This window comes from Kribbella sp. NPDC050470, from assembly GCF_044458365.1.
Taxonomy (GTDB): Bacteria; Actinomycetota; Actinomycetes; order Propionibacteriales; family Kribbellaceae; genus Kribbella.
The window spans coordinates 468,240-484,552 of record NZ_JBITHV010000009.1 but is presented as its reverse complement, the minus strand read 5'-3'; the positions used below and the strand labels follow the sequence as shown (position 1 = coordinate 484,552).

Sequence of the window (16,313 nt, the reverse complement as noted above, 5' to 3'; positions counted from 1 at the left end):
TTCCGGTCTAGACTCGTCGCAACTTTCCTGGGGAGGGAACTCATGGTGCTGCAGCGAGCCGTCGTCCCGGCCGTCCTCTTACTGACCCTGGTCGCCTGCGGCGGCTCCGACACAGCCGGGGGCTCGGCGACCTCGCCGACGCCGACTCCGACGCCGACCGCGAGCAGCAGTACGCCGAGCGCCGTACCGACGACTCCGGCGGCGCCACCGTCCAAGGCGCCAGTCGCCCGGACGAAGGCGACGCTGACCAAGGCGCTGCTGGCACTCGAGGACCTGCCCGCCGGGTTCGCGATCGATCCGGACGCGGAGGGCGACGACGGGACCGAGCTGTCGTCGACGAACTCCAAGTGCGCGAAGCTGGTGCAGCTGTTCAACGCCGACGCGACGGCCGGCGCGAAGGTCGGGGCGACAAGGGGGTTCTCCGGCGGCCAGAACGGCCCGTTCGTCGGCGAGACCCTGGAGGCGATGCCGTCCGCCGCGGCGAACACCGCCTACCTGGCCTCCGTCAAGGCGGCGGTGAAGGCCTGTAGCAAGGCCAAGCTCAGCATCGAAGGCGTCGGCAGCTCGACGGTCACGGTCACCGAGGTGGCTGCGCCCAAGGCCGGCACCACTCCGGTCGCGGTCCGGTTCTCGGCGGCGAGCGGGCCGCTGGCGGGGCTCGAGGTGACGTTCGCGTTCGCCGCGCTCGGCGACGTGCTGCTGAGCATGAACTTCGACACCTCGGACATCGAGGAGCCGTTCGTCGACGCGGCCGCGAAGGCGAGCAAGGTGCTGGGGACTTCGACCACCGGCACCTGATCGCGGGGGTTGCGGCGTCGGGGAGACTTCTCCCATGGACGCCGCGCTCGTCACCGACCGCCACTGGAAGACGCCGGCGTCGGCACGTTCCGCAGGCGGTGCGGCGGGTGATCACGCTGTTCGTCCTTGTGATTGGCATCGATCCGAGCCGGACGCTCCGATCGACCGGATCCCGGCGCGTCATGGGCGACCTTGTCAGCCGAAGGGCGACTACTCTCACCGCATGCCTGGTAGCGACCGCCGTCCCGGTGCTGAACGTCGTACTCATCGTTCTCACCTTCAGGGGATGACATGACCTCTGTTTATGCGGTGAGCGACATCCATGGTCACCCGGAGAAGCTCCAGGCGTCGCTGCAGGCGGCCGGGCTGACCGATGCCGATGGCAACTGGTCCGCGGCGGACGCGCGGCTGTGGTTCCTCGGCGACTTCTTCGACCGCGGCCCGGACGGGATCGGCGTACTGCGCATCGTCCGAAAGCTGATCGAGCAGGCGCCGGACGACGCGATCCGGGTGCTGCTCGGCAACCACGAGATCCTCGCGCTCGGGATGCACAAGTTCGGCGACCTGTTCGTCCCGCACGAAGGGATCACCACCCGCAGCTTCGAGCGCTCCTGGGCCCTGAACGGCGGCCAGGCCCGCGACCAGGAGCTGCTCACCGACGACGACGTCGAGTGGCTGCTCGACCGCCCGATGCTCGGGCTGGACGCTGGTCACCTGCTGATGCACTCCGACACCATGGAGTACGTCGAGTGGGGGGACACGATCGACCAGATCAACGCCGCCGCAAGCGCGGACCTGCACAGTGACGACATCGTGGTCTGGTGGGAGGTCTGGCGGCGGATGACGTCGCGGTACGCGTTCCGCGGCCGGAGCGGGCCGCAGGTCGCGTCGATCATGCTCCAGCACCTCGGCGGCCACCGGATCGTGCACGGCCACAGCATCATCGCCGACCAGCTCGGCATCGACCCGGCCTACCTCACCGAACCGCTGCTGTACGCCGACGGCCTGGTCCTCGGCATCGACGGCGGCGCCTTCGACGGCGGCCCGTGCCTCGTGGTCGAGCTCGAACCGCTGTAGCGGGAATGCCGTCGACCCCTCCCGGGTTGTTGAAAAGTTGACGGTGAACCACGCTCTTGGGAGACGTTGATGGCTGTGCAGAAGATTCCCGGTCCGGACCACCCGATCACGATCGCGAAGAACCCGGACCGAGTGGTGGTGAAGGCCGGTGACCAGGTGATCGCGGACACCCGGGACGCGCTGTCGCTGCAGGAGGCGAGCTACCCGGCGGTGCAGTACATCCCGCGGGACGACGTCGACCTGACGCTCCTCGAGCGCACCGACCACCACACGTACTGCCCGTACAAGGGCGACGCGTCGTACTACAGCGTCCTGCCCGCCGGCCAGACCGGAGTGAACGCGGTCTGGACCTACGAGCAGCCGTACGACGCGGTCGCCGACATCCGCGAGTACCTGGCCTTCTACCCGGACAAGGTGTCGGTCGAGATCATCGCGGACTGAGGAACTCTCGCAGCACCGGCGCCAGGATCTCCGGCGGCACGACGTGGTCCTGGTCGGCCAGCTCGCGCAGTGACGCGGCCGGCAGTTCCTTCACGATCCGGTGCGCCGCGTCGACCATGAACGGCGGCGACGCGGTCCCAGCGACGACGAGGGTCGGCTGCATGAGCTTGGCGAGCAGGTCGACCGGCACTCGTCCACCCGGTGCGGCGTGGTCCATCACGGCGAAGTCGTACGCCAGGGTCGGGGCGAGGTCGGCGACCCCCGGAGCGGCCGCGGTCTCCATGGCCGCTTCCTTCGGCATGCCCGCCATCAGCAGGAAGAGCTCGACGGCCTCCTGCCGACGCCCTTGCGTGATCAGCTCGATCACCTCCGCGCCGTCCTCCTCCGTGTCCACGTCGTCCGGTCCGTACGGCGGCTCGTGCAGCACCACGTGCGTGAACGGGAGCCCGGTCCCCGCGGCGATCGCGACGAGCCCTGCGCCTGATGAGTGCCCGTAGACGGCCGCCGTACCACCGACGGCTGTGAGCAGCGCGCCGATGTCGTCCACCTCGCGCAGCACGCCGTACGGCGTCCGGTCGCCGCTGTCACCGCGGCCGCGCCGGTCGTACGTCACGACGTCGAAGTCGCCGGCCAGCTCGTCGGCCAGCGGCCGCAATGCGCTCCGGTCGCACAGCGCGCCAGGGACCAGGATCAGCCTCGGGCCGCTGCCCTGGCGTTCGTAGGCGATCGTCGTACCGTCCGGCGAAGTCACCGTCTGCATGTCGTCCTCCTCAGGGCGTTGTCGGTGACGTCGGAGCCGGTGTGCGAACTTCGACATAATCTCTGGCGCCGGGTCACGCCCGGGTGATTCACTGCGTCGCGATGATCAGCAGAGTCGACGAGTATCTCCACGCGGTCCCGCTGTCCGGCGCTGTGGCCGAGCAGGTCGGTCCGTTCACGCTTTTCCGCAGTACGACGGTCTGGCCGTACTACGCGCGTCCGGTGCCGGGCGCCGGGGTCACGATCAAGCCGGACGATGTCGCCGTACTGCGGTCGCGCTGCGAGGAGCTCGGGATTCCGGTGAGTTTCGAGTGGGTCGTCGACACCTGCCCGTCGCTCGGTCCGGCGGCCGCGGCGGCCGGGCTCTCCGTGGTCGAGCACCCATTGCTTGTCCTCGAGCGCGACCAGTTCCAGCCGGCCACGGCGGAGGCCCGGTGCGAGATCCTGCCGGCGGACGACGCCGTACTGCGGCAGGCCCGGGCGGTCGCGTCACTCGCTTTCGGCGACCCGGGTACGGCGGTCGGCGCGGCCGGACCGCAGGATCGCGACGCGAAGGCGTCTGAGGTGGCCGACGACTTGATCGAGGCAGTGTTGGACCGGGTCCGCCGCGGTGTCACGGTGTCCGCGGCCGCGTTCACCGACGCCGGCTTGGTCGCCAGCGGCCAGCATCAGCCGGTCGGCATTACAACGGAGATCGTCGGCGTCGGCACGCTCCCGTCCATGCGCCGCCGCGGCCTGGCGGCCGCCGTGACCAGCGTGTTGGCCGAGCACGCCTTCGCCAACGGCGTCGACCTCATCCTGCTCTCTGCCGAGACCAAGGCCGTCGCCGCTGTCTACGAACGCGTCGGCTTCCACCGCATCGGCACCGCCGCAGCCGCGGAGTAGGTACCGTTGGAGGGATGAGCACCGCCGACCGGAGCCGCCCGCGTACCCTTGCCGACGCACTGCGTACCTGGGATGACTCTGCGCTCGGTCGGTTGCTGCAGCGGCGGCCCGACCTGGCGATGCCGATCCCTGCGGACACCGGTCAGCTGGCGGCTCGGGCGACGACGAATGCGTCGGCTGCACGGGCGATCAACCGGCTGGATGAGTTCGGCGTCGATCTGCTGGAGTCGCTGTCGGCGTTGCCTGAGCCGGTGCGCCTGGCGGACTTGGCAGCTGGTGTCGACCAGCCTGTTGACGTGGTCCGGCCGCGGATCGAGGAGCTGCTCGACCTGGCGCTTGTGTGGGGTGGCGAGGACGACCTGCGGCCCATCCGCGCGGTGCACGAGCTGCTCGGGCCGACACCTGCCGGGCTGGGGCCGGTCACGACGCGGCACTTCGGTGACCTGGACAAGCTGATCGATGAGGCCGGTCCGGACGCGCGTGCGGTGCTGGACAAGCTGACCTGGGGTCCGCCGACCGGTTCGGTGGAGAAGGCTGAGCGTCCGGTGACGATCGCCTCGGCGCGTACTCCGGTCGAGCGGTTGCTCGCGCGCGGTCTCGTCGTACCGAAGGATGCGAACACCGTTGTGCTGCCGCGGCAGATCGGGCTGCATCTGCGTGGCGGGCGGGTGTTGGCGTCGACTCGGCCAGTGCCGCCGCCGTTGGACGGCAAGCGGGTCTCGGCTGCGATCGGCGATCGGGCGGCGGCCGGTGCTGCGCTCGATCTGGTGCGTCTTGTCGATCGTGCGCTGGAGCAGCTCGGCACTGAGCCGCCGCCTGTGCTCCGCACTGGCGGTGTAGGCGTCCGGGAGCTGCGCAGTCTGGCCGGCAAGATCGGTGCGGAAGAGCAGACGGCTGCTGCGGTGCTGGAGATCGCTTACGCCGCCGGGCTTGTTGCGGCGGTGGAGGTCGGCACCAGTGAGCTCTGGCTACCGACGAGCTCGTACGACGACTGGCTGGAGCTGGGCCTGGCGCATCGGTGGGCGCAGCTCGTCATGGCCTGGTTCACCGGGCTCCGGGCGATCGGACTGATCGGCCGGCGGGACAGTGGCGGTGCGACGGCTGCCGCACGTGAGCGGCTGATCAACGCGCTCGCGCCTGACCTGGAGCGGCTGCTCGCTCCGGAGATTCGAGTGCTCGCGTTGCAGGCATTGGCCGAGGCAGAAGTTGGTACGGCGCCGGCGACTGAGTCTGTGATCACCTGGGTCGCCTGGCACCGGCCGCGGCGTGGTGGGCAGTTCCGGGACGAGCTGGTCGAGTGGACGATCGCTGAGGCCGCATTGCTCGGTCTGACTGGCCTTGGGGCTCTGGCGAAGCATGCACGGCCGCTGCTCGGGGCAGAGCCGACCGCCGAGGACCTGGCTGAGGCGATCAGCCCGCTGGTCCCCGAGCCGGTGTCCGAGGTGCTGCTGCAAGCGGACCTCACTGCGGTCGCGCCGGGCCCACTGGTCCGTGTAGTGCAGGACGAGTTGTCCGCGATGGCCGATGTGGAGTCGCACGGTGGTGCGGGTGTCTACAGGTTCAGTGAGAGCTCAGTACGGCGTGCCTTCGACCTCGGACGGACCGCGGACCAACTGCACAAGTGGCTGGCCGAGCATTCCCGGACACCGGTCCCGCAGCCGCTCACGTACCTCATCGACGACGTTGCGCGGCGTCACGGCGTACTCCGGCTTGGCACGGCGTCGACGTACCTGCGCTGTGACGACGAGGACGTGCTCACGCACCTGCTCAGCTCGAACCTGCCGGGCATCCGGTTCCGGCGACTGGCGCCGACGGTCGTGGTGTCGCCGTCGCCGCCGGACATGGTGCTGAGCCGGTTGCGCGAGGCCGGTCTGGCGCCGCTGGCGGAGACGTTCGACGGGGTGGTGCACGTGACGACCGCGGCGACCCGACGGGGTGAGACTCCACGTCGCCGTACCAGCCGGGACTTTGTCGACAGCCATCTGGACCTCACGGACGACCAGGTGAAGGCCGTCATCGAGAAGGTCCGCGCCGGCGACCGCATCGCCGCCGAACGCCCCACCGACGAGGGCCTGATCGAACCCACCGCCCCCGCCGAGACCATCGGCATCCTCTCCAACGCCGCCGAGGCCCACACCCGCACGTGGATCTCCTACGTCGACCACAACGGCACCAGCTCCGAACGCATCGTCGAACCCGTCCGAGTAGCCGACGGCTGGCTCACCGCCTACGACGAAGGCGCCGACCAACCCCGCACCTACGCCCTCCACCGAATAGCCACCGCCCGCCCCGTCGATTGATCGCCTCAGGCACAATGGAAGGTCGGGGCGACGATGGGAGTTGGGTGTGACAGACGGTCCCTTGATTGTGCAGTCGGACAAGACTTTGTTGTTGGAGACTGCGCATGCGGACGCTAATGAGTGCAGGAAGGCTATTGCGCCGTTTGCCGAGTTGGAGCGGGCGCCGGAGCATGTGCACACCTACCGGCTGACGCCGCTGGGGCTGTGGAACGCGCGGGCCGCCGGGCACGACGCGGAGCAGGTCATCGACGTGCTGCTGCGGTACAGCCGCTACCCCGTCCCGCACTCGCTTCTCGTCGACATCGCCGAGACCCTGGACCGCTACGGCCGGCTGCGGCTGGAGAAGCACCCGCAGCACGGGCTGGTGCTGGTGACGACCGACCGGCCGGTGCTGGAAGAGGTGCTGCGCAGCAACAAGGTCAAGCCGATGATGGGCGCCCGCATCGACGACGACACCGTCCTGGTGCACCCGTCCGAGCGCGGGCACCTCAAGCAGACCCTGCTCAAGCTCGGCTGGCCGGCCGAGGACCTCGCTGGGTACGTCGACGGCGAGACGCACAAGATCGACCTGGTACGTGAGGGCTGGGACATGCGCCCGTACCAGCAGCAGGCGGTCGACTCGTTCTGGCACGGCGGCTCCGGTGTCGTCGTACTGCCCTGTGGAGCCGGCAAAACGATCGTCGGCGCGGCCGCGATGGCGCAGGCGTCCGCGACCACGCTGATCCTGGTCACGAACACGGTGTCCGCGCGGCAGTGGAAGGACGAGCTGCTCCGCCGGACCAGCCTGACCGAGGACGAGATCGGCGAGTACTCCGGTGCCCGCAAGGAGATCCGCCCGGTGACCATCGCGACGTACCAGGTGATGACGACCCGCCGGAAGAGTGTCTACACGCACCTGGAGCTTTTCGACGCGCGCGACTGGGGCCTGATCGTGTACGACGAGGTGCACCTGCTGCCGGCGCCGATCTTCCGGATGACCGCCGACCTGCAGACCCGGCGGCGGATCGGCCTGACCGCGACGCTGGTCCGGGAGGACGGCCGCGAGGGTGACGTGTTCTCGCTGATCGGCCCGAAGCGGTACGACGCGCCGTGGAAGGACATCGAGGCGCAGGGCTGGATCGCTCCGGCGGACTGCGTCGAGGTGCGGGTCGACCTGGAGCAGACGGAACGGTTCGTGTACGCGACCGCGGAGCCCGAGGACCGCTACCGGCTGGCCGCATCGACCCCGGCGAAGTCGAGGCTGGTACGGCGAATCGCCGAACACCACGCGGACGAGCCGCTGCTGGTGATCGGCCAGTACATCGATCAGCTGGACGAGCTCGGCGAGCGGCTGGAGTGCCCGGTGATCAAGGGCGAGACGACCGTCCGCGAACGCCAGCGGCTCTTCGACGCGTTCCGGGCCGGCGAGATCACCCGGCTGGTGGTCAGCAAGGTCGCCAACTTCTCCATCGACCTCCCGGAGGCGTCGGTCGCCATCCAGGTCTCCGGCACCTTCGGCTCCCGCCAGGAAGAAGCCCAACGCCTAGGCCGAGTCCTCCGCCCCAAAGGCGACGGCCGCACCGCCCGCTTCTACTCGATAGTCGCCCGAGACACGGTCGACGCCGAATTCGCCGCCCACCGCCAACGCTTCCTCGCCGAACAGGGCTACGCCTACACCATCGTCGACGCCGAAAACCTCTTCGCCTGACCTCAAGGAAGGAAAGGTTGGAGGGGGAGATCGTGGACGCGGAGAACCTCTTCGCCTGAGCTGAATGGTGCAGTTCGACAGGAGGTGTCGGGTCAGCCAGGAGATCGCGACGCTGACCGCCGGCGGCAGTTGGTGGGCTCGTGCGGACACCTCCTGTCCATTTGTCCCGTCAGCCGGCGAGTCGCTGCGCCAGCGCAGCATGGATCGTGGCGACGACCCACTCTGGGGCGCCGATCACCTGTTCGTAGGTAAGCCGGAGCACCAGCCAGCCGGCCGCCACCAACTCGTCGTACCGGTGGCAGTCGGCAGCGAAGTCGCGCCGGGATCCGTGGAACTCCCAGCCGTCTGCTTCGAGCGCCACCCGGGCCTCGCGATGTCCCAGGTCAACCCGAGCCCGGAAGCGGCCGTTGGATACCAGGACCTGCGGCTCGAAGCCGTCGATGCCCTTCTCGATGAGGAGCGCCCTGAGCATGGACTCGAGGAAGCTACCGGACAGGCCCGTTGCGACTGCCGTCGTCCTCCGGGCGTTCGGGCATCCGGGACCCCGCATCGCTGCTGTCGCGGCAAGGAGTTCGTCCTGGCTGAGGTGTCCGGTGGCGAGGGCGGCATCGGCGACAGCGAGTGCCTCCGCGAACGGGAGAATGCGGCAGCAGTCGACGACGGTCCGCAGCAGTGACGTGATCCGGTGCCGGCGTTCGTCGACGAGAGTCGGGGCCCAGTGCAGAACCGCGGGCGGTCCCGGGCGTGGACGGCGTTTGGGCGGAACGGTGACATGCGGCTTCTCCGGCTGCACGAGGAGCGGGAGACCCAGCGCTGCCGCAGCGCTGGTGTGCGAGAGGACGCCGTCGTACGCGAGAGCGGCCACCTTGTCCGTCCGCAGGCCCGGCACAGCGTAGACGCCTTGAGCGATTCGCTGCAGCTCACCCCGCTCGAGCGCGGCCGCGATCGCCTTGCGGGATGTCACCTGCAGCAGCTCTGACAGAGTCGTCCATCCACCCCGTCGTACCAGCATCTCGCCGAGCGTTTCCATCCGAAGGATGGTGCCCGAGATGGGTCGACTCGCGTCGTGCCTTGTCCACAGGAACAGCTCGACAGGAGGTGTCTCCGCCCGACCGTTCTCGTCCCGCTCAGCGACCGGCCGGCGTGCCCTCAGTGGACCTGTACGTCCTGTCGAACTACTCGCCCAGGCGGGTGTGGATGCCGTTGAAGTGTTTTTTCATGGAGCGGGCGAAGGCGTCGGGGTCGGCGGTCTGGAGGGTGTTCAGGAGGTCGCGGTGCCAGGCGGCGGCGTCGGCTGGGGAGTAGCGGGCGCCGGGGAGACGAGCGTCGACCTGGGAGAAGGTTCGCCAGAAGACTGACAGCAGGTCGATGACGAGGGCGTTGCCCAGGGGTTCGTAGAGGGCCTGGTGGAAGGCCCAGTCCTCGTCGGGGAAGTACTTGCCGTCGGCGGCCTTGGCCTCCATCGCCTGGACGATCGGCTCCAGGGTGTCGTACCCGTGGGAGCTGAAGTGGGCGACGACGTCGTCCGCCAGGCCGACCTCGATGGCCTGGCGGACCTCCAGGACGTTCTGGACGTCGCGGAGGTCGCCGGCCATCGACTGCGACATCCGGAACGCGAGCCCGTCCTCCAGCGACTGCAGCGACACCTCGCCGACGTACGTCCCGTACCCGTGCCGGATCTCGATGATGCCGACCGCCTGCAGCGCCTTCATCGCCTCCCGCAACGGGTGCCGCCCGACGCCGAGCTGAGCCATCAGCTCCTGCTCGTTGGGCAGCGGGTCACCCGCCTTCAGCCCGCGCTCCAGGATGTACGACTTCATCTGGTCGCGAATGAAGGACTGATTCCCCGCCGCACCCCGTGCCCGGCTGAGCCCACCCGTCGTCACTGCCGGCCTCCTCAGAAACTTGGAACCGTTCAGTGTAGTCCGGCGCGCTCGAGCAAGGGCCGGATCGCCTCGATCTCCGCGTCGTCCAGCGGGATCGACGGGTACGCCGTCACCGGGCAAGCGATCACGCCGAGCAGATACAGCCCCGCCTTGAACGCGCCTAGCGCGGCCGAGCTAGCCCCCATCCGCCCGCGATCCGCGACGTCGATGATCTCGAACAACCTGATCAACCGGTCCTGCTCGGCCCGTGCCGCCGCCAGGTCCCCAGCAGCAACCGCGTCGTACAACCGCACGTACCCGGCCGGATCCACGTTCCCCAACCCGGGTACGACGCCGTCGACACCGAAGGCCAGCGACGAGTCGACCGTCACCTCGGAGCCGGTCATCACCGCGAACCCGGACAGCCCGGCGTCTCGCCGGTCCAGCACCAACCGACGAAGGCTCGTCTCCTGTCCGCTGGAGTCCTTCACCCCGGCGATGACCCCGCGCTGACCGAGCGAGATCATCAGCGACGCCGGCAGCTTCACCCCAGCCCGCGGCGGGATGTCGTACGCGTACAGCGGCGTGTCCCCGGCCAGCGAGGCCAGCCGGACGAAGTGCCGCTCGATCTCGGCCGGATGCGTGGCGGCGTAGAACGGCGCGGTCGCGACCAGCCCATCCACACCCGCCTTCATCGCGGCAGACAGATGGGCGCCGGCGCGGGCGGTCGACGTGTCGATGACACCGGCCAGCACCGGCACCTGACCGGCCACCTCGGTCACGGTGGTCTCGAGCACGACCTGCCGTTGTTCGTCGGTCAGGAACGTGCCTTCGCCGGAGGTGCCGAGCACGAACACCCCGTTCACACCACCGGTCAGCTGATGGTCGATCAACCTGGCCAGCGATGCGGTGTCGACGTCGTACTCGGGTGTGAGCGGGGTGACGAGCGGCGGTACGACGCCGGTCAACTGGGCGGAGTCGGTCAAGGGGTCTCCCAACCTCAAAGGGCGAACATGGCGAAGCGCAGGGTGGCGAAGGACGAGGTCTCACCGGCCTCGTAGAAGATCCCGGCCCGGCCGTCGGGCAGCAGGACCAGGTCGGAGTACCCGGCCATGCCCTCGTGGACGACCAGTTCAGGCCCCCACGACTGACCGGAGTCCTTGCTGACGAACACGGTCAGCTCACGGCGACTCGACGGGTTGACGGGTGTCGACAACAACAGGCGGCCGTCGGGCAGCGCGAGCATGCTCCCCTGGATCCCCGGCGCGGTGATCTCCGGGATCCCGGCGTACGGCGCGTCGAGCGTCGCACCGCCGTCCGAGGACCACGCGTGCACCCGGGCCGGCCCGGTCCCCTGGTGGTTGCGGGCGTTGAAGTACAGCCGTCCGTCCGGAAGCTCGGCCACGGTCGTCTCGTTGGCGTTGATCTCCGCGCCGTCGTTGCGATCCACGAACCCGACCGACCAGGTGACACCGCCGTCGTCGCTCACGATGCAGTGCCCGCCGTTCAGCCGGATCAGGTCGTCGACAGGCTCGGACGGCACGAAGGAGTGATTCGCCGGTACGACGAGACGCCCGGTCGTCAGCGCGATCCCATGACACGGCCCGGTCGCGTACCAACCCCAGTCGGCCGGCTTCACCTGCGAGGTGATCTCGACCGTCGGGCTCCACGTCGCACCGTCGTCCGCGGACCGCTGCACGAACACCCGCCGCCCGGACTCGGGATCGGTGCCGCGGGCAAGCGACATCTCCACCGCGTCGGCGCCGTTCTGCACCGTGACCAGCACGATGTCGCCGCTCGCCGGGTCGATCACCGGCACCGGGTTCCCGCAGGTCTTGCCGGGCACCGCGGACACTACCTGCAGCGGCAGCCAGGTCTGGCCGCCGTCGAGGGAGCGCCGCAGCACGACCTCGATCTCGCCGGCGTCGCCGGACCCGTGCAGCCGTCCCTCACAGAAGGCGAGCACGAGCGGCCCCCGCGCCAGCACGGACGGGATCCGGAACGTGTGGTAGCCGCTGTGCGCCGGATCGAAAACGATCTGCGCGCCGACTCTTGAAGACATAGGACGTACTATGTCATGGTGTGGCCCTCCGATGGAAGTGAGGCCTCATGCCAGTCAGCAGAAGAACATTCCTCGGCGGCGGCCTGGCCGCCGCCGCTGTCGCGGTCACCGGTACGCCGCTGCTGGCCGGGTGTGCTTCGGACAAGAACACGGCCGCCGCCAACCTGGCCGTGAAACTGCCGACCTACACCAAGTACGGCGACATCAAGCCCGACCTGCCCGGCACCGACGTCGTCCTGGACGGGTTCCTGAAGTACCCGGCGAACCCGGTCCGCGCGATCGCCGAGGCGCCCGGCGACGGCAAGCCGATCACGTTCATGACGAACATCCCCGGCGCGATCCCGCCGGCGGCGGACAAGAACCAGTTCTGGCAGGCGGTCAACCAGCGGCTCGGCTCCGAGCTGCAGATCAGCATGGCCTCGAACGACGAGTACAAGGACAAGTTCGCCACCCGGATCGCCGGCGGCGACCTGCCGGACATCCTGAACATCCCGGTCGACACCGTGCAGATCCCGGGCCTGGTCAAGGCCAAGTGCATGGACCTGACCGAGCAGCTGTCCGGTGACGCGGTGAAGAAGTACCCGTTCCTGGCGAACATCCCGACCGAGTACTGGAAGGGCTGTGTCTTCAACGGCGCGATCTACGGCGTCCCGGTGCCGCGCGGCATGTCCCGGACGTCGCTGCCGCTGTACCGCGCGGACCTGCTGGCCGCGAAGGGCATCAAGGACCCGGCGCCGAAGAACTTCCAGGAGTTCCTCGACCTGGCCAAGGAGATGACCGCGGCCAAGCAGAACAAGTGGGCCTGGACCCGGGTGCCGCTGTCGACCATCCGCCAGATGCTGATGATCCCCAACATCTGGAAGGAGGAGGGCGGCAAGTTCACCTCGATGTACGAGCACGAGGCGCAGCTCGAGGCGCTCGAGGCCGGCCGCAAGATGGTCGAGGCCGGGGTGATCAACCCGGACGCGTTCAACGACAAGGCCAGTGCCCGCAAGCAGTGGTTCAACGGCGGTATCGCGGCGTTCGACTACGACAGCTTCGTCGCCTGGAACCAGTACTACTCCGACAACACCGCCGGTGACGCGTTCTCGGTGAACATGCTCGACGTACCGGGCTTCGACGGCGGTCAGGGCGCGCCGTGGATGGGCTCGGCGCTGAACAACATCACGTCTTTCAGCAAGGACAGCAAGCACTCGGCCGACACGCTGCTGAAGATCGCGAACTGGATGGCCGCACCGTTCGGCACCGAGGAGTACCTGTTCCGCAAGTACGGCGTCGCCGGCCGCCACTACGCGTTGCAGGGCACGGACCCGGTGCCGACCAAGACCGGTGTGGTCGAGACCGGCATCGGCCTGCAGTACATCAGCGACTCCGCGCTGGCGCTGTACTGGGCCGGCAAGCCCGACGTGCCGCAGAACCAGCACGCCATCCAGCAGAAGGTGGCGGACCGGCTCGTGTACGACGCGTCGTACGGCCTGTACTCCGACACCCAGTCGAAGAAGCAGACCCAGCTGGCCAAGACGATGACCGACCTGGAGTCGCAGATCGTGCAGGGCAAGAAGCCGGTGTCGGACTGGACCGCGGCGGTGCAGACCTGGAAGTCGTCCGGCGGCGACACCATGCGCGGCGAGCTCGAGAAGGCCTTCTCCGAGGCGGCAGGGAAGTAGATGCTCCAGCGATCCACCACGCGACAGCAGCGGCTCGGTCTGGGGCAGCGACTGCTCCGGGACAAGGTGCTGCTGCTGTTCGCGGTGCCCGGGACCGCGCTGATCATCGCGTTCCACTACGTGCCGCTGCTGGGGAACGTGATCGCGTTCAAGGACTACCAGCCGTTCCTAGGCATCAGCGGCAGCGACTGGTCCGGCTGGTCGAACTTCGGCGTGATCTTCAACGGCGACCCGGCGTTCCTGCGGGCGTTGAAGAACACCCTGATCCTGACCTGCCTGCAGTCGGTCTTCGTGTTCCCGGCGCCGATCCTGCTGGCCCTGCTGCTGAACTCGCTGTTCTCGGAGCGGATCAAGCGGATCGCGCAGAGCATCCTCTACCTGCCGCACTTCATGTCGTGGGTGATCGTGGTCGCGCTGTTCCAGCAGATGCTCGGTGGCAGCGGGTTGCTGAACAACTACCTGCGATCGCATGACCTGGCGACGATCAACATCATCGGGAACTCCGAGTTGTTCCACGTGCTGCTGACGTCGCAGATCATCTGGAAGGACACCGGCTGGGCGACGATCCTGTTCCTGGCCGCGCTGTCCCAGATCGACTCCCAGCTGTACGAGGCGTCCAGCGTGGACGGCGCGAGCCGGATGCGGCAGCTGTGGCACGTCACGCTGCCGGGGCTGCGCGGGATCATCATCCTGCTGTTCATCCTGCGGCTCGGCGACTCGCTGACCGTCGGCTTCGAGCAGATCATCCTGCAGCAGCAGGCGGTCGGCCGGGACGTCAGTGAGGTCCTGGACACCTACGTCTACAACAACGGCGTGATCGGCGGCGCCTGGGGCGTGGCCGCCGCGGTCGGCCTGGTGAAGGGCCTGGTCGGCGTGGCCCTGGTGCTGGCCGCGAACAAGGTGGCGCACATCTTCGGCGAGCAAGGGGTGTACCAGCGATGACACGCAAGATCGTGCAGGGCGTGCCGATGCCGTCCTGGCCGATGCGGATCTTCAAGGGCCTGGTGCTGCTGGTGTTCTGCGCGGCGGTGATCCTCCCGTTCGTCGGGGTGATCTCGACCAGCGTGGCGCCGAACAAGCAGATCAACGAGTCGGGCGGGCTGGTGCTGCTGCCGGAGTCGATCAGCTTCGCGGCGTACGAGTCGCTGTTCGCCGGCGGCGTGGTGACGCAGGCGCTGTTCATCAGCGTCTTCGTCACCGTGGTCGGGACGCTGCTCAGCCTCACCGTGTCCTGCCTGCTCGCCTACGCGCTGTCCCGGCCGTCGTTCGTGGCCGGGCGGCCGATCCTGCTGGTGATCCTGTTCAGCATGTTGTTCTCCCCCGGCATCATCCCGACGTACCTGGTGGTCAAGGGGGTCGGGCTGCTGGACAGCATCTGGGCGCTGATCGTGCCGACGATGGTCAGCGCGTTCAACGTGATCGTGCTGCGGGCGTTCTTCATGAACCTGCCGGGCGAGCTCACCGAGAGCGCAAGGATGGACGGCGCCGGCGAGCTGAAGATCTTCGGCTACATCGTGCTGCCGCTGTCCAAGGCGGTGCTGTCGGTGATCGGCCTGTTCTACGCAGTGGCGTACTGGAACGCGTTCTTCAGCGCCCTGCTGTACCTGAACGACAGCAAGCTGTGGCCGTTGCAGCTGGTATTGCGGACGTACGTCATCAACGACACCCAGCTGGGCAGCGCCGAGCTCGGCACCGAGTTGCTGCCGCCGCAGGCGTCGATCCAGATGGCCATCCTGGTCGTCTCGATCGTCCCGATCCTGCTGATCTACCCGTTCCTGCAACGGCACTTCGCCAAGGGCGTGCTGACGGGGGCCGTCAAGGGTTGATCCCAACCGGGTGACGGGTGCGTCACGAACTGTCGCCCGGGGGATTGCCCAGGGGCAACGCCAGGGTTTCGCCTGGGCAAATCCCGACCGAACGCCAGGTACCGTCGAAAGTTATGGGGACGCAGGCGCTCGAACGGGTGGGGATCGATGGGGAAGACGAGGGGCGGGACGCCGGCAGGCGGCCCGCGCCGGTCGTCTGGCGGGTGGTACGGGAAGCGATCCTGCTGGCCACGCTGTTTCTGGTCTACAGCGCGGGCCGGCAGATCGCCGCGAAGCACACCGGGTCGGCGTTCGACCATGCCCGGGAGATCCTCGCGCTACAGAACTGGCTGCACCTGCCGAACGAGGCATCGATCCAGCACGCGGCGCTGAAGCTCCCGCAACTGGTCGAGGGAGCGAACGTCTACTACGCGAGCGTGCACGCCCCGCTGACCGCGTGCGTGTTGCTCTGGCTCAGCATCTGGCGACCGCGGGCCTACACCCACGTCCGCTGGACGATCGTGTCGTTGACCGGACTGGCCCTGATCGGGCACATCGTGTTCCCGCTCGCACCGCCGCGGATGATGCCGGGGTTCGTCGACACCGGCCTGCAGTTCGGCCTGTCGGTGTACGGCGCCGAGCGGTCCGGCGGCGTGGCCAACCAGTTCGCCGCGATGCCGAGCCTGCATGTCGGCTGGGCCGCCCTGATCGCGCTGTCGATGATCCTGATCACCCGCACGCGCTGGCGCTGGCTGTGGCTGCTGCACCCGATCATCACGTTCGGAGTCGTCGTCGTGACCGCCAACCACTACTGGCTGGACGGGATCGTCGCCCTGCTGCTGCTCGCGGTCAGCCTCCCACTGCTGCTCCGTCCCGGCCTGCACGACGACCTGCGAGCCCGAAATTCGGTTTCCCCGAGCAGGGTGCTCAAGTAACGTAGCTGGGCTTCCCCCACCCCTTGCCGGAG

Annotated in this window: 15 protein-coding genes; 10 read left to right on the top strand and 5 right to left on the bottom strand. The window is 68.5% G+C overall.

The window, feature by feature from the left end; translation table 11 throughout:
• The first annotated feature begins 42 nt into the window (after positions 1-42).
• The 3 genes from ACIBGM_RS29120 to ACIBGM_RS29110 all read left to right on the top strand — a co-directional run bounded on the left by ACIBGM_RS29120 (position 43) and on the right by ACIBGM_RS29110 (position 2,316).
• Positions 43-798, top strand: coding sequence for a hypothetical protein (locus tag ACIBGM_RS29120; protein ID WP_360531174.1), 756 nt, complete (start codon positions 43-45; stop codon positions 796-798).
• 291 nt (positions 799-1,089) lie between these two features.
• Complete coding sequence (locus ACIBGM_RS29115) at positions 1,090-1,875, top strand: metallophosphoesterase (RefSeq protein ID WP_396387316.1); 786 nt, start codon at positions 1,090-1,092, stop codon at positions 1,873-1,875.
• A 69-nt stretch (positions 1,876-1,944) separates the two neighbouring features.
• On the top strand, positions 1,945-2,316 hold the full coding sequence (locus tag ACIBGM_RS29110; protein WP_396387315.1) for a DUF427 domain-containing protein: 372 nt from the start codon (positions 1,945-1,947) through the stop codon (positions 2,314-2,316).
• Here ACIBGM_RS29110 and ACIBGM_RS29105 read toward each other — a convergent pair.
• On the bottom strand, positions 2,303-3,076 hold the full coding sequence (locus ACIBGM_RS29105) for an alpha/beta fold hydrolase (protein WP_396387314.1): 774 nt from the start codon (positions 3,074-3,076) through the stop codon (positions 2,303-2,305). The genes ACIBGM_RS29110 and ACIBGM_RS29105 overlap by 14 nt on opposite strands.
• Before the next feature lie 101 nt (positions 3,077-3,177).
• Between ACIBGM_RS29105 and ACIBGM_RS29100 the strand changes: the two genes are divergently transcribed.
• Genes ACIBGM_RS29100 through ACIBGM_RS29090 form a run of 3 tightly spaced genes read left to right on the top strand, consistent with a single transcriptional unit; the run spans position 3,178 to position 7,947 of the window.
• On the top strand, positions 3,178-3,960 hold the full coding sequence (locus ACIBGM_RS29100; protein ID WP_396387313.1) for a GNAT family N-acetyltransferase: 783 nt from the start codon (positions 3,178-3,180) through the stop codon (positions 3,958-3,960).
• A gap of 14 nt (positions 3,961-3,974) precedes the next feature.
• Positions 3,975-6,260, top strand: a complete 2,286-nt coding sequence (locus ACIBGM_RS29095; protein WP_396387312.1) for a helicase-associated domain-containing protein — start codon at positions 3,975-3,977, stop codon at positions 6,258-6,260.
• 46 nt (positions 6,261-6,306) lie between these two features.
• Positions 6,307-7,947 carry a DNA repair helicase XPB gene (locus tag ACIBGM_RS29090; protein WP_396387311.1) on the top strand — a complete coding sequence of 547 codons (1,641 nt, stop codon included), beginning with the start codon at positions 6,307-6,309 and terminating at the stop codon, positions 7,945-7,947.
• A 169-nt stretch (positions 7,948-8,116) separates the two neighbouring features.
• On the opposite strand, the gene ACIBGM_RS29085 is transcribed toward ACIBGM_RS29090, so the two are convergent.
• The 4 genes from ACIBGM_RS29085 to ACIBGM_RS29070 all read right to left on the bottom strand — a co-directional run bounded on the left by ACIBGM_RS29085 (position 8,117) and on the right by ACIBGM_RS29070 (position 11,874).
• Positions 8,117-8,977, bottom strand: a complete 861-nt coding sequence (locus tag ACIBGM_RS29085; RefSeq protein WP_396387310.1) for a DUF559 domain-containing protein — start codon at positions 8,975-8,977, stop codon at positions 8,117-8,119.
• A gap of 145 nt (positions 8,978-9,122) precedes the next feature.
• The gene (locus ACIBGM_RS29080; RefSeq protein WP_360531150.1) at positions 9,123-9,833 is read right to left on the bottom strand and encodes an FCD domain-containing protein; all 711 of its coding nucleotides are present in this window, start codon (positions 9,831-9,833) and stop codon (positions 9,123-9,125) included.
• A gap of 29 nt (positions 9,834-9,862) precedes the next feature.
• Positions 9,863-10,798, bottom strand: coding sequence for a dihydrodipicolinate synthase family protein (locus ACIBGM_RS29075; protein ID WP_396387309.1), 936 nt, complete (start codon positions 10,796-10,798; stop codon positions 9,863-9,865).
• Between the two features lie 14 nt (positions 10,799-10,812).
• Positions 10,813-11,874, bottom strand: a complete 1,062-nt coding sequence (locus ACIBGM_RS29070; protein ID WP_396387308.1) for an exo-alpha-sialidase — start codon at positions 11,872-11,874, stop codon at positions 10,813-10,815.
• A gap of 47 nt (positions 11,875-11,921) precedes the next feature.
• Between ACIBGM_RS29070 and ACIBGM_RS29065 the strand changes: the two genes are divergently transcribed.
• The 4 genes from ACIBGM_RS29065 (at position 11,922) to ACIBGM_RS29050 (ending at position 16,281) form a co-directional block, all read left to right on the top strand.
• Complete coding sequence (locus ACIBGM_RS29065; protein WP_396387307.1) at positions 11,922-13,541, top strand: ABC transporter substrate-binding protein; 1,620 nt, start codon at positions 11,922-11,924, stop codon at positions 13,539-13,541.
• Positions 13,542-14,483, top strand: a complete 942-nt coding sequence (locus ACIBGM_RS29060; RefSeq protein ID WP_396387306.1) for an ABC transporter permease — start codon at positions 13,542-13,544, stop codon at positions 14,481-14,483.
• Positions 14,480-15,367 (top strand): carbohydrate ABC transporter permease, encoded by an 888-nt coding sequence (locus tag ACIBGM_RS29055; RefSeq protein ID WP_360531135.1) that lies wholly within the window; start codon positions 14,480-14,482, stop codon positions 15,365-15,367. Before ACIBGM_RS29060 ends, ACIBGM_RS29055 begins: the two co-directional genes overlap by 4 nt.
• 113 nt (positions 15,368-15,480) lie before the next feature.
• On the top strand, positions 15,481-16,281 hold the full coding sequence (locus ACIBGM_RS29050) for a phosphatase PAP2 family protein (RefSeq protein WP_396387305.1): 801 nt from the start codon (positions 15,481-15,483) through the stop codon (positions 16,279-16,281).
• The last annotated feature ends 32 nt before the right edge of the window (positions 16,282-16,313 follow it).